The sequence below is a fragment of the Kitasatospora kazusensis genome (assembly GCF_039529945.1).
GTDB lineage: Bacteria > Actinomycetota > Actinomycetes > Streptomycetales > Streptomycetaceae > Kitasatospora > Kitasatospora kazusensis.
Genome location: NZ_BAAANT010000008.1, coordinates 99,042 through 112,390, shown reverse-complemented (window position 1 = coordinate 112,390; position 13,349 = coordinate 99,042). Strand labels below are relative to the sequence as shown.

Annotated in this window: 7 protein-coding genes and 1 riboswitch; of the genes, 6 read left to right on the top strand and 1 reads right to left on the bottom strand. The window is 73.1% G+C overall.

Annotated features, from left to right (window positions below):
- Positions 1–98: 98 nt before the first annotated feature.
- From ABD330_RS09585 to ABD330_RS09570, 4 genes are all read left to right on the top strand, one after another.
- The gene (locus tag ABD330_RS09585) at positions 99–1,421 is read left to right on the top strand and encodes a sensor histidine kinase (protein ID WP_344462926.1); all 1,323 of its coding nucleotides are present in this window, start codon (positions 99–101) and stop codon (positions 1,419–1,421) included.
- Positions 1,418–2,086 (top strand): response regulator, encoded by a 669-nt coding sequence (locus ABD330_RS09580; protein ID WP_344462924.1) that lies wholly within the window; start codon positions 1,418–1,420, stop codon positions 2,084–2,086. The genes ABD330_RS09585 and ABD330_RS09580 overlap by 4 nt, the downstream gene beginning before the upstream one ends.
- Before the next feature lie 149 nt (positions 2,087–2,235).
- Complete coding sequence (locus ABD330_RS09575; RefSeq protein ID WP_344462922.1) at positions 2,236–5,067, top strand: AAA family ATPase; 2,832 nt, start codon at positions 2,236–2,238, stop codon at positions 5,065–5,067.
- Positions 5,068–5,563: 496 nt separating this feature from the next.
- Positions 5,564–7,441 (top strand): putative Ig domain-containing protein, encoded by a 1,878-nt coding sequence (locus ABD330_RS09570; protein WP_344463104.1) that lies wholly within the window; start codon positions 5,564–5,566, stop codon positions 7,439–7,441.
- A gap of 174 nt (positions 7,442–7,615) precedes the next feature.
- On the opposite strand, the gene ABD330_RS09565 is transcribed toward ABD330_RS09570, so the two are convergent.
- Positions 7,616–9,265 carry an Nramp family divalent metal transporter gene (locus tag ABD330_RS09565; protein ID WP_344462920.1) on the bottom strand — a complete coding sequence of 550 codons (1,650 nt, stop codon included), beginning with the start codon at positions 9,263–9,265 and terminating at the stop codon, positions 7,616–7,618.
- A 314-nt stretch (positions 9,266–9,579) separates the two neighbouring features.
- Positions 9,580–9,756: riboswitch (M-box (ykoK) riboswitch) on the bottom strand.
- Between the two features lie 301 nt (positions 9,757–10,057).
- Here ABD330_RS09565 and ABD330_RS09560 point away from each other — a divergent pair.
- Together ABD330_RS09560 and ABD330_RS09555 are read left to right on the top strand one after the other, a co-directional pair.
- A complete protein-coding gene (locus tag ABD330_RS09560) occupies positions 10,058–11,395 on the top strand; it encodes a nucleotide sugar dehydrogenase (protein ID WP_344462918.1) in 1,338 nt (445 codons plus the stop codon).
- The gene (locus tag ABD330_RS09555; RefSeq protein ID WP_425555488.1) at positions 11,392–13,263 is read left to right on the top strand and encodes a glycosyltransferase family 2 protein; all 1,872 of its coding nucleotides are present in this window, start codon (positions 11,392–11,394) and stop codon (positions 13,261–13,263) included. The genes ABD330_RS09560 and ABD330_RS09555 overlap by 4 nt, the downstream gene beginning before the upstream one ends.
- Positions 13,264–13,349: the final 86 nt, after the last annotated feature.

Sequence of the window (13,349 nt, the reverse complement as noted above, 5' to 3'; positions counted from 1 at the left end):
ATCGGACGGTCGGTGGCATTCACGACGGGGCCGGCGGACCGTGGTTGTACACCCCCGGTCCGATGCGCCGGAGATGATCACCGGCCTACCATCGGCCCATGCACGCAACTCCCGCTCTGCCCCTGCTCAAACGCGTGCCGACCGGCGCGTGGGCGGCCCTGACCTGGTGCGCGGCCACCGGGTACTCGTTCGCGGAGTCCGTACGGCTGCCGGGCGAGGGCCGCCCGCTGCTGCACCGGCAGCACGGCTTCCTGCTGGCGGGCCCGAACTGGCACCTGCTGGAGGTCGGCGCCCTGCTGACGGCGGCGGGCTGCGCGCTGCTGCGCCGGCGGCCGCTGCCCGCCTTCGCGCTGCTGCTCACCGGGGCGGTCGCCGGGGCGATGGCGTTGAACGGGACGGAGATCGGCTTCGCGCAGTTCCTCGCGGTCGACGTCGCCCTGTGCTCCATCGCGGCCACCCGGTCCCGCCGCAGCTCGACCGTCGCCGTCGCGCTGGCACTCGGCGTGGTGATCGGCTACCCGGCCGCCCGGCTGCTGGTCGGGTTCGCGATCGGCACCTCGACGGAACTGGCCGTCGCCCTGACCTCGCTGGTCGCCTGGTTGATCGGCAACTCGGCGCGGCAGAGCCGCGAGCACACCGAGAAGTTGGGCGAACAGGCCGCCGCACAGGCGGTCACCACCGAACGGCTGAGGATCTCAAGGGAGTTGCACGACATGGTCGCGCACAGCATGGGCGTCATCGCCCTCCAGGCCGGCGCCGCGAGCCGGGTCATCGACACCCAGCCGGCCCGCGCGCGCGAGGCCCTCGGCGCCATCGAGATCGCCGGCCGGGAGACCCTGTCGGGTCTGCGCCGGATGCTCGGCGCGCTCCGCCAGGCCGAACCGGACCGGTCGGCCGAAGCGCTGCCGCTGGACCCGGCCCCCGGGCTGGCGGACCTCGGCCGGCTGGCCGAGATGACCACGGCCGCCGGGGTCCGGGTCGAGCTGCGGTGGCTCGGCGAGCGACGCCGGCTGCCGCCGGACGTCGACCTCTCGGCCTACCGGATCGTCCAGGAGTCGGTCACCAACGTGGTCCGGCACGCCGGCAGCCCGTCCTGCCGGGTGTCCATCGAGCAGCGCGACGAGGAACTCTCCATCGAGGTCACCGACGACGGGCCGGGCGCCGACGGCAGCGGTACACCCGGCCGCGGCAGCACCGGAACGACCGGCAGTACCGGGAGTACCGGAACGACCGGCGGTACCGGCGGTACCGGGAGTACCGGCAGTACCGGCAGTACCGGCAGTACCGGCAGCGGGTACGGCCTGGTCGGCATGCGCGAGCGGGTCGCGCTGCTGCACGGGGAGTTCGCCGCCGCGCCGCGCCCCGAGGGCGGCTTCCGGGTGACCGTCCGGCTGCCCGTCCCGGCCGGGGTGGCCCGATGACCTTCCGTGTCCTGCTCGTCGACGACCAGCCCCTGGTCCGCGCCTCGCTCCAGATGGTCATCACCGACGCCCCCGACCTGGAGGTCGTCGGGGAGGCCGGCGGCGGCGCCGAGGCCGTCCGGCTGACCGCTGAACTCGCCCCGGACGTCGTGGTGATGGACATCCGGATGCCCGGCATGGACGGGATCGAGGCCACCCGGCTCATCACGGCGGAGCACCGTACGGCGCGCGTCGTCGTGCTGACCACCTTCGACGACGACGACTACGTGTACGCCGCGCTGCGGGCCGGGGCGTCCGGGTTCCTGGTCAAGGACATGGCCCTCGACGACATCCTCGCGGCGATCCGGATCGTCGCCGCCGGAGACTCCCTGATCGCGCCGAGCGTCACCCGCCGCCTGATCGCGGAGTTCGCCAACCGTCCCGACCCCGCAGCCGCCCCGCCGACCGGACGGCCCTCGCTCGAAGGCATCACCGACCGCGAACACGAGGTACTGGTACTGGTCGGACGCGGCCTCTCCAACAGCGAGATCGCCGCCGAGATGTTCATCAGCATGGCGACCGTCAAAACCTACGTGACGCGGCTGCTGGCCAAGCTCGATGCCCGCGACCGGGTCCAACTCGTCATCCTCGCCTACGAGAAGGGCCTGGTGACACCACCCCGCTGAGCCTCCGGGCAAGCCCGCCCAGGGCATCGACGCCCGGCAGGGGCCGCCCCGCGGTACGCGGTCACCCGGGGCGGCCTCGCCCTGGAGAGTGCACGGCGAGGCCCATAAGGACTAGACCATTCCGGGATCGCGGGTGGAGACTCTTCCGCATGAGCGACGTGCCCGCACTGCTGGGTCGTGATGCGGTGCTCGCCAGGTGCCGGGCGGGCCTTGCGGAGGGCGGCGGTGTCCTGTTGACCGGGCCCGCCGGGATCGGGAAGTCCGCGGTCCTGGACGCCCTCGGGGCCGAGGCGGCGGAGGCGGGTGCCCTTGTGCTGCGCAGCAACTCCTCCGCGGCCGAGGCCTCGCTGCCCGGCCTGGCGCTCTACGACCTGTTCGCCCGGCCGGTCGCCCAGCAGGACGGCCTGATCGCCCCGCACCTGAGGGCCGTCCTCGACGGCGCCCTGCTGCGGGCTCCCGCCGACAACGCGTCCGCCCACGGCTCGCCCGGCGGCCGACTGGCCCTGCGGGTCGCGGTGTTGGAGCTGCTGAGGTCGCTGGCGGCCGCCCGTCCGGTCCTGCTGGTGCTGGACGACGCGCACTGCCTGGACCCCGTCAGTGCCCAGGTGCTCGCCTTCGCGGCCCGCCGGCTGCCCGGGCACCGGGTCCGGGTGGCCGCCGCCGAGCGCCTCGCGGACGGCCGGGAGCCGCACCGTCTCGACGTCCTGCCCGAGCCCCGGACCGAACTCACCCTCAGCCCCCTTCCTCCGCAGGTCGTCGGCGAGCTGCTGCGGACCAGGCTCGGCCTGGCCCCGGCCGACCGGCTCTCCGAGCGGATCAGGACGGCCGCCGGGGGAAACCCGCTCCACGCCCTCGAACTCGCCCGCGCCGCCCGGCGCCCGGAGCCACACCCGCAGTCACAGCCGCATCCGCACCCGCAGTCACAGCCGGGTCCCAACCCGCACCCGCAGTCACACCCGCACCCGCACCCGGGCTTCCCGGACCGGCCCCTGCCGGTACCGGAACGGCTGCGCGCGCTGCTCCCCGTCCGGCCGGACCTGCTGCCGCGCGAGACCGTCGACGTCCTGCTGCTCGTCGCGACGGCCGACGCTCCGCTGCGCCACCTGCCCGCCGCCGCCGAGCGCGCGCTGGCCGAGGCCCGCGCGGCCGGGGTGGTCCGTGGCGAGTCCGGCGGCGGGCTGCGCTTCGCCGATCCACTGTTCCGGGAGATCGTCCTCAGCGATGCGACCGACGCCCAACGGCGGGCCTGCCACGCCGCGCTGGCCGGTCTGCTGGACGACCCGGTCGAACGGGCCCGGCACCGCGCGCTGGCCAGCCCGGGGCCGGGCGCCGAACTCGCGGCGGAGCTGGCCGACGCCGCCCGGCTCGCCGCCGGCCGCGGGGCGCCCGCGCTGGCCGCCGAGCTGTCCCGGCTGGCCGCCGAACGCACGCCCGGCGACCCGGGGTTGGCCGGCGAACGGCTGCTCGCCGGCGCCCGGTACGCCTACGACGCCGGGCTCTGTGACCAGGCGAGACAGGTCTGCGCCGCGCTGCTGGACGGGCAGAGCCGGGCGGCCCGGGTCGGCGCACGGCTGCTGCTGGTGGAACTCGCCGGGGGCGACCGGTCCGGAGTCCCGGCCCTGCTCGCCGCCGCGCAGACCGACGCGGGCGACAACGCCAGGCTGCGCGCCGCCGTCCGGCTCTGCCGGGCCGAACACGCGATCAGCACCGGACAGACCGGGCTCGGCCTGGCCGAACTCGCCCGGGCCGAGAGGCAGGCCGACCGGAGCGGGGACCTGGAGCAGCAGATCGAGGTGATCGCGCTGCGGGCGCCGATCGAGATGCAGGTCTGCCCCGATCCGGTGCTGCCCTCGCTGCGCCGCGCCACCGTGCTGGCCGCCGAACTCGCCGCCGGGCGCCCGGCGGCGGCCATGACGGCGGCCTCGGTCCAGGTCCGTTGCTGCCTGGTGGTCGGACTGCTGCGCCGCGGCGAGGTGGCCGAGGCGATCGACGCCGTCAACCTGCTCCGGACGGACGTCGAGAACGCGGGGCGGGTCAAGGACCTGGGCGACGTGCTGCACCTGGTCGCCTCCGTGCACGAGCGTGCCGGGCTCTGCGGCCAGGCGTACCGGGCGGGGGTGCGTGGCGGGCGGCTGCGGGCCGAACTGGGGCCGACGCCCGGTCCGGGGCTGGTGCTGAGCGCGGCGGCCGAGCTCAACGGCGGTACGGCCGAGCGCGCGGGCGAGCTGGCCGCCGCCGCGATCCGCGCCGGGGAGCTGGCCGGGGACGCCGAGTGGTCCGCGTACGCGCTGGGCATCCGGGGCCGGGCCGACCTGCTCGGGCACCGGACGGCGCAGGCGGCCGAACACCTCGGCCGGTGCCGGGCACTGCTGCGCGGTCTCGGCTTCGTGGACCCGGCGCTCTTCCTGGTGGACGCCGACCTGGTCGAGGCGCTGGCCAGGTCGGGGGCCACGGACGAGGCCCGGCGGGTGCTGGCGGAGGCGACCCGGGAGACCGCCCGGCTCGACCGGCGGGTGGTGCGGCTCGGGCTGGCCCGGGCCCGCGCGGTGCTGACCGGGCTGGACGGCGACCCGCGCGGCGCGGCGGACGCGCTGCGCTCGGCGCTGCCCGCCGGGCACCCGTACCCGTTGGAGACCGCCCGGGCCCGGCTCACCCTCGGCGACCTGGAGCGGCGGGCCCGGCGCCGGGCGGCGGCCCGGGCCGACCTGCGTGCGGCGGCGCAGGCGTTCGCCGCCGCGCGCAGCCTCCCCTGGCTCGACCACGCCCGGGAACGGCTGGCCCGCCTGGACGGACCGGCGTCGGCCCTGAGCGACCTGGAGCGGCAGATCGTCGAGCTGGTGCAGCGCGGCGCCACCAACCGGCAGATCGCCGGGGAGCTGCACGTCTCGGTCAAGTCGGTGGAGGGCAGCCTGACCCGGCTGTTCCGCCGGTTCGGCGTGCACACCCGGACCGAGCTCACCCTCGCCCGGACAGCCGGCTGATCAACGCCGGTCGGAGCACCCCCGACCGAGCACCCCCGACCGAGCTCCACCGAGCAGCACCCCCGACCCGAGCAACGCCGGGCAGCACCCCCGACCCGAGCAACGCCGGTCGGGGCACCCGGCTCGGCAAGGGTGCCCCCTCGGGTTTGCAAGCAAAGGTCAAGGGTGCCCTTGTGGCTTCGATTCATTGACCGCCATCCGGGTGCGGACTACGTTTCCGCTCGGCGCAGGACGATTGACCACCCCCACCACCCCGCGCCACGCACACCATCCTTCGTGGCCCCGGCGACCCGGGGCTGGTTCGCCGTGCCCGCGATCGGCGCCGGTCCGCGCGGGATGTGCTCGTGGGCGACCCGCCTCGCGAGCCCGGCCGCCCCACCCGAGGGCGATGTCAGGAAAGGAATTCCGAGTGGACACCCACCATTCGGCACGCCGTGGACGGTCCGCACCAGGACGTGCCCTCGCCCCGCTCTCCGTCCTGGGGCTGCTGGTCGCGATGACCTCCACCGCCTTCGCGGGCAACGCGTCGGCCGCCGCCCCGGCGCAGCAGAGCGGGTCGGCCGGGATCACCGTGGCCCGTTCGTGCGCCGCGCCGACCCACCCGGGCGAGCTGGCCTGTCTGGCGCTCCGGCGCACCGACCTCGGCCGGCAGGCGCTGTCCCCCTCGGCGCTGCCCTCGGGCTTCGGTCCGAGCGATCTGCTCAGCGCCTACAACCTGCCGGCCGGCGGCTCGGGCCGGACCGTGGCGATCGTCGACGCGCAGGACGACCCGAACGCCGAGAGCGACCTCTCGACCTACCGCTCCACGTACGGCCTCCCCGCCTGCACCACCGCGAACGGCTGCTTCCGCAAGATCGACGAGAACGGCGGGACGAGCTACCCGACGGCGGACTCCGGCTGGGCCGGTGAGATCTCGCTCGACGTCGACATGGTCAGCGCGGTCTGCCCGGCCTGCCACATCCTGCTGGTGGAGGCGGCCTCGGCCAACGTCTCCGATCTGGGCACCGCGGTGAACCAGGCCGTGGCGCAGGGCGCGAAGTTCGTCTCCAACAGCTACGGCGGCTCCGAGGACTCCTCGGTCGCCTCCTCCGACTCCGCGTACTTCAACCACCCCGGGGTCGCGATCACCGCGAGCACCGGCGACTCCGACACCGGAGCCGAGTACCCGGCCACCTCGCAGTACGTCACCGCCGTCGGCGGCACCGCACTGACCCGGTCCTCGAACGCGCGCGGCTGGAGCGAGACGGTCTGGAGGACGAGTTCCTCCGAGGGCACCGGTTCGGGCTGCTCGGCGTACATCGCCAAGCCGTCCTGGCAGCACGACACCGGCTGCTCGCACCGGATGGAGGCCGACGTCTCGGCGGTGGCCGACCCGGCCACCGGCGTCTCGGTCTACCAGACCTACGGCGGCAGCGGCTGGGCCGTGTACGGCGGTACGAGTGCGGCCTCCCCGATCATCGCCTCGGTCTGGGCCCTCGCGGGCGCGCCGGGCGCGGGTGACCGGGCGAACCAGTACCCGTACGCCCACACCGGCAGCTTCAACGACGTCACCTCGGGCAGCAACGGCTCCTGCTCGGTGGCGTACTTCTGCAACGCCGGCGCAGGCTACGACGGCCCGACCGGCTGGGGCACCCCCAACGGCACCGGCGGCTTCGCCTCCGGCACGACCGGCAGTGAGACGGTGACGGTCACCGGCCCCGGCAACCAGAACACCAAGGCCGGTACGGCGGTGTCGCTCCAGATCTCCGGCAGTGACTCGGCCGGCAAGCCCCTGGCCTACAGCGCGACCGGCCTCCCCGCCGGACTCTCCATCAGCTCCGGCGGCCTGGTGACCGGCACCCCCTCCAATACCGGAACCTCGAACGTCACCGTCACTGCCTCCTCCGGCACCGCGAGCGGCAGCACCTCCTTCAGCTGGACCGTCGGCTCCACCGGCGGCGGCGAGACGGTCACCTTCCGCAGCCCGGGCAACCAGAGCGGCACCACCGGTACGGCGGCCTCGCTCCAGGTCAGCGCCAGCGATTCGGCGGGGAACGCGCTCACCTACAGCGCGACCGGCCTCCCCGCCGGACTCTCCATCAGCTCCGGCGGCCTGGTGACCGGCACTCCGACCACCGCCGGAACCTCGAACGTCACCGTGACCGCCTCCTCGGGCACCGCGAGCGGCAGCACCTCCTTCAGCTGGGTCATCGCCTCCGGCGGCGGTGGCGGCGGCTGCGGCGGGCTGTCGGCCTGGAGCGCGAGCACCTCGTACGCGCCCGGCGACCAGGTCTCCTACGGCGGGCACAAGTGGCTCTCCAGCTGGTACTCCACCGGCGCCGTGCCGGGCGCGCCGGCCTCCTGGGCGGTCTGGTCCGACCAGGGAGCGTGCTGACCCCGGCGGCCGCCCCTGGGGTGGGGTAGCCGACCGGACGGCGGGGCCGCGACGGCAGGGGATCCTGTCGCGGCCCCGCACCGGCGACGGCGGGCCGTGGCCTGAGCCACCGCCCGCCGTCGCTTCCCGCGTACTTCCCGCGTACTTCCCGCGTACTGACCGCCTACTGACCGCCTACTGCGCCAGCGCAACCTGGACGATCTTGGCGACCACCAGGATCATCGCGATCAGCAGGTAGCCGCGCAGCGCGCCCATGCCGATCTTGTTGGCGCTGGACATCACCGGCTTGGCGAGCGTCTCCAGCGGGGGCATCCGCCAGTCGTCGCGGCCGGTGCGGTCGATCGGGTCCTCCTTGGTGGCGGTGCGGCGGCGGGTGAAGGAGTACCCGGCCGCGAGCACGCCGGCCACGCCGCAGCCGGCCATGATGTCGAGGATCGTGCCGGCGGTGATGTGCGGGAAGAGCACGGAGGCGGTCAGGATCACCGACAGCGTGACCAGGACACCGACCACCGCGGCCGTGAAGGCGTTGGTCTTCGGGCCGTTGACCCAGGGGCCCAGGACGTCCTTGTCGTTGCAGAGCAGCAGCAGGAAGACCGAGGCCGAGGGCAGCAGCACGCCCGCCAGGGTCTGCACGCCCGTGGTGAGCAGACCGAGCGGCGAGCCCGGGATCAGGACGATGACGGCGGCCAGCCCGACCAGCCCGGCGTAGACGGCGTAGAAGCCCTTGGCTCCGCCGACGCCCCGGTGCAGCGAGTGCTTCATGCCGAAGACGTCGCCGATCGCGTACGCGGTGGAGAGCGAGACGGCGAACGCGCCGATGATCGAGGCGTCCAGCAGGGCGATGGCGAACAGCACGCCGGCGAGCTTGCCCGCGTGGGCGGCGATGCCGTGGGCGATGCCGGTGGTGTCGGAGAAGTTGCCGAAGCCGTCGGTGCCGGCGAAGGCGGCGGCGGTCAGGCCCATCATGCAGGCCGCGCCGATGACGACCACCGCGATGCCGATCCCCAGGTCGACCTTCTCGTACTTCATGAAGCGCGGGGTGATCCGCTTGTCGATGACGTAGGACTGCTGGAAGAACAGCTGCCAGGGGGCGACGGTGGTACCGACGATGCCGATGATCAGCAGCATCACGGTGGACAACTCGCCTGCGCCGCCCGGCATGTTGGGCACCACGAAGTCGTGGGCCATCTGCGAGGTCTTCGGGTGGGAGAGGAAGTAGACCGGCACCAGCAACAGCGAGCCGACGCAGAGCGCCATCGCGATCCGCTCGAAGCGCTGGAACGACCCGGTGAAGGCGGAGGCGACGATGACGACGGCGGCCAGCACCACGGCGGCGACCTTGGGCAGGCCGAGGTAACCGGCCGCCAGGGTGATCCCGATGAACTCGGTGACCAGCGTCAGCGCGTTCAGCAGGAACAGGTCGATGACGCTGAACGCGCCCCAGAACCTGCCGAAGCGCTCCAGGATGAGCCGGGCGTGCCCGACGCCGGTGACGGCGCCCAGGCGCAGCACCATCTCCTGGTTGACGTACAGGACGGGGATCAGCAGGAGCAGCGTCCACAGCAGGTGGGTGCCGTAGTTCTGGCCCGCCTGCCCGTAGGTGGCGAAGGCGCCGGCGTCGTTGTCGCCGACCATCACGATCAGGCCGGGCCCGATGATCGCGAGCAGGGTCTTGAGCTTGGCGGAGAGTCCGTGGCGGGGCGCGGAGTCGTCCAGCCGGATGGTGCCGAGTGCGCCCTTGATGTCGCCCAGGTGGGCGTCGTCGAGCACGGCGGCGCGCTGCGCCGGGATGATCGGCTTGATGGCGGTGGTGGTGTCGGTCATGACGGGCCTCCCAGAACCCCCGGGCAGGGGGAGGTCGGTGGGCGCGCGGCAGCTATCCCCCCTACGAGACCTGTGGGAGCGCACCACGTCGGCCCACGACGGCAGGAAGCCGTGCGGGAGCTGATGGTGCGTCAGGAAGGTGCGCAGGAAAGGTGGTTACCGCGTGCCGGTGGAGTACGAGGACAGGCGGGTGGGGGGCCGTTTGTGGCCCGGACTACTGCAACTCGAATCCATGTCTCTCGCCTCCTTCCGGCCGGGGCGCACGCGTGGTGCGCCGTATCGACACGGCAAGGAGCGGACCGGCCCGGATGACCGGTACACCCCAACTCGTCAGAGCTTTGGCACTTCACGGCGTGATCCCGCCGGAGGGCGGGAAGCCACTTGGGATCAACCCTTAGGTCGGGAAGATCTGTCCTGAACCTGGGCGTCTCTCGACGTCGTGGGGTCAGTGGCCTGTGTCCGTGAAGACGCCTCACCGAACGAGGTGCCTACTCACATCTCCAGCCAGGATAGCCCCTCCCCCGGACCGCTCCGGCGATATTTACGAAACCTTGACGCGGATTCGGGCACTGATCCGATCATTTCGGTTCCATCACACTTTGGAAGCACTCGCGCGCACGTTCCACCAATACCCAACGGTAGTACCAGGACATACGACCTGATACTGCACCAAATCACCCATGTTCCGATGCCCCAACGGCCCCTCAGGCCTATTTGCCACCATCGGTTCCGAAACCACATCCTTCTGCGGAATAGGCAGAAAATCTGCTCAACACCGTCCGCGGAGAACCCATGCCGACAGCCCTGTCCGCCCTCGCGGAGCCCGAAGCGACCACCGGGCTCCTTCCCCACCCCCGCCCGACGGGTGACGGCGAGGAGCGGCCGACCGTCGCCGTCATCGGACTCGGCTACGTGGGCCTGCCGAGCGCACTGGCCCTGCTCGCCGCGGACTGCCGGGTGATCGGCATCGACGTGAGCACCGAGCGCCTCGCCGCGATCGGCCGCCAGGACGTCGACCTGCTGCCGTCCGACCTGGCCCGGCTCGCGGAGTTCGCCGACGACCCGCGCTTCAGCCTGACCACCGACCCGGCCGCGCTGGCCGAGGCCGGCACCGTCATCGTCTGCGTGCCCACCCCGGTCGACCCGTACCTGGTGCCCGACCTCGGCGCGCTGGCCAGCGCCTGCGCCTCGGTCGTCGAGCACGCCGTCCCCGGCCAGCTGCTGATGCTGACCTCCACCACGTACGTGGGCACCACCCGGGACCTGCTGGTCGAGCCGCTGGCCGCCCGCGGCCTGACCGCCGGCACCGACATCCATGTGGCCTTCTCGCCCGAGCGGATCGACCCCGGCAACTCCCGGCACACCCAGGACAGCACCCCGCGGGTGGCCGGCGGCGTCAGCCCCCGCTGCGCCGAGCTGGCCACCGAGGTGCTGAGCCTGACGGCGCCTTCGGTGCACCTGGTCGGCTCGCCCGAGGCCGCCGAGATGAGCAAGCTCTTCGAGAACACCTTCCGGGCCGTCAACATCGCGCTGGCCAACGAGTTCGCCGACAACTCCCGCGCCCTGGGCCTCGACCCGATGGAGATCATCGAGGCCGCGGCGACCAAGCCGTACGGCTTCATGCCGTTCTACCCGGGCCCGGGCGTCGGCGGCCACTGCATCCCCTGCGACCCGCACTACCTGCTCTGGCAGCTGCGCAAGCTGCGGGTCTCCTCCCCGCTGGTGGACACCGCGATGACGGCGATAGCCGGCCGTCCGCGCCAGGTCGTCAACCGCGTCCGGGAGCTGCTGGCCGAGCGCGGGCACGCCGTCGCGGGTGCCAAGGTGCTGATCGCCGGTGTGGCCTACAAGCCCGGCGTCGCCGACCTGCGGGAGTCCCCCGCGCTGGAGATCATCGAGGAGCTGTCGGCACTCGGCGCGGAGGTCGCGTTCAGCGACCCGCTGGTGTCGAAGGCCCGGATCCACGGCACCGTCCTGGAGAGCGTGCCGGACCCGGCGGCCGAGAAGTGGGACCTGGTGGTCGTGCACACCGTCCACCCCGGCTCCGACCTCGGCTGGCTCGCCGAGCACGGCTCGGTGCTGGACGCCACCTACCGCCTGGCCGGCCTCCCGACGAAGGCGGTCGTGTGAGCCTCCCGCCGACCCCGGAGCGCGGGTTCTTCACCCCCGCCACCCCCTCGCCCGACGACACCCCCGGGTACGACGCCACCCGGTACGACGAGCCCGAGCAGCCGTACGCCCCGGAGCGCCCCTACGCCCCGGAGCACCCGTACGCCGCGCAGCAGCCGTACGCCCCCGCGCACCCGTACGAGCCGGAGCAGCCCTACCGGCCCGCGCACCCGTACGCCGCGCAGCAGCCGCAGCCGTACGCCCCCGAGCAGCCCCACGTGCCGGACGGCTTCGCCGTCATGCCGGACCAGGGCTACTCCTACCAGGCGTACGAGCCGGAGCCCGAGCCCGTCAGCGCCTGGGCGGCCACGCCGGCCGCCGCCGCACCCGCGCCCTCGCCGCTGCCCGCCGCACCGGCGGGCGGCCGGGCCGGCCGGGTGCTGCCCGTGCTGCCGCCCGGCGTCCGCGCCAACGAGCGGCGGCCCGGCCCGCTGGGCCGCGCGATGGACCGGATGCACCCGGCCCTGCGGAACAGCGTCCGCCGGGTGCTGACGCTGATCTGCATCCTGCCGCTGCTGCTCCTGCTGGCCCGGGAGGCTCCGCGTCTGCCGTCGAGCCCGCTGGTGCTCGGCTACGGCTTCATCGTGCTGGCCGGCACCATCGCGCTGCTGTACATCGCGTACAGCAAGTACGACGACCCGTCACTGCGGGAGCTGCGCAAGCGCCCGCGCCGGCTCGGCGACTTCCCGCCGCTGAAGGCCAACCCCCGGGTCAGCTTCCTGCTCGCCGTCATGGACGAGGAGGAGGCGATCGAGGCCTGCGTGCGCTCGATGGCCGAGCAGGACTACCCCGACGTCCAGATCATCGTGGTCGACGACCTCTCCACGGACGGCACCCGCGACGTGCTGCGCCGGCTGGAGGTGGAGCTCGGCATCACCGTGCTCTACCTGGAGAAGAACCTCGGCAAGAAGCACGCCCTGGTACAGGCCTGCGCGATCGCCGACGGCGACGTCATGGCCTTCACCGACTCGGACTGCATCCTGGCCCCCGACGCGCTGCGCAAGTGCGTGGAGTCGCTGGTCCGCCACCCGGAGCTGGGCGCCGTCAGCGGCCACTGCCGGGCGCTCAACGCGCCGCTCAGCCTTTTCACCCGGGCCCAGGACGTCTGGTACGAGGGACAGTTCCGGGTCTCCAAGGCGGCGGAGTCCACCTTCGGATCGGTGACCTGCGTGTCGGGCCCGCTGGCCGTGTTCCGCCGGGACGCGATCTACAACTACCTGCCCGCCTGGGCCGGTGACCGCTTCCTCGGCGCGCCGTTCCGGTTCGCCACCGACCGCCAGCTGACCGGCTACGTGCTCGGCCAGAAGTGGAAGGGCCAGGCGCTCAAGGACCAGTACGCCGACTCCCCCTTCGTGACGGCGGAGGACTACCCGGCCCGCCAGTGGCGGATCGGGTACGTGCAGTCCGCCCGGGTGTGGACCAACGTGCCGGTCCGGTTCCGGCCGTTCATGAAGCAGCAGATCCGCTGGAAGAAGAGCTTCTTCCGCAACCTCTGCTTCACCGGCACCTTCATGTGGCGCCGCGGCCTCGGCCCGGCCCTGCTGTACTACGGGCACGTGCTCTGGGTGGTGGCCGCACCGATCATGGCCTTCCGGCACCTGGTCTGGGCGCCGATCCACGGCATGGCCTTCCTGACCCTGCTGTACCTGTGCGGCGTGATCCTCAAGGGCCTGATCTGGGGCCTGGCGTTCAAGATCGACAACCCCGGTGACACCCGCTGGCGCTACCGCCCGGTGATGAGCCTGCTGTCGTCGACGCTGCTGGCCTGGCTGCTGCCGTACTCGATTCTCACCATCCGACGCGGCGTCTGGTCGAGGAGTGCCACGTGAGAAACGCCCTGACCAACGTGGCGAAGTTCCTGGCCGCCGTCCTGACCACCGCCTTCGTGATCGCCGTCTACGCGATCGTGCTCTCC

What these genes read in the sequence shown, in the direction of transcription:
- ABD330_RS09585 (WP_344462926.1), top strand. Translation starts at nt 99, where the DNA reads ATGCACGCAACTCCCGCTCTGCCCCTGCTCAAACGCGTGCCGACCGGC.
- ABD330_RS09575 (WP_344462922.1), top strand. Translation starts at nt 2,236, where the DNA reads ATGAGCGACGTGCCCGCACTGCTGGGTCGTGATGCGGTGCTCGCCAGG.
- ABD330_RS09560 (WP_344462918.1), top strand. Translation starts at nt 10,058, where the DNA reads ATGCCGACAGCCCTGTCCGCCCTCGCGGAGCCCGAAGCGACCACCGGG.
- ABD330_RS09565 (WP_344462920.1), bottom strand. Translation starts at nt 9,265, where the DNA reads ATGACCGACACCACCACCGCCATCAAGCCGATCATCCCGGCGCAGCGC.
- ABD330_RS09570 (WP_344463104.1), top strand. Translation starts at nt 5,564, where the DNA reads ATGACCTCCACCGCCTTCGCGGGCAACGCGTCGGCCGCCGCCCCGGCG.
- ABD330_RS09580 (WP_344462924.1), top strand. Translation starts at nt 1,418, where the DNA reads ATGACCTTCCGTGTCCTGCTCGTCGACGACCAGCCCCTGGTCCGCGCC.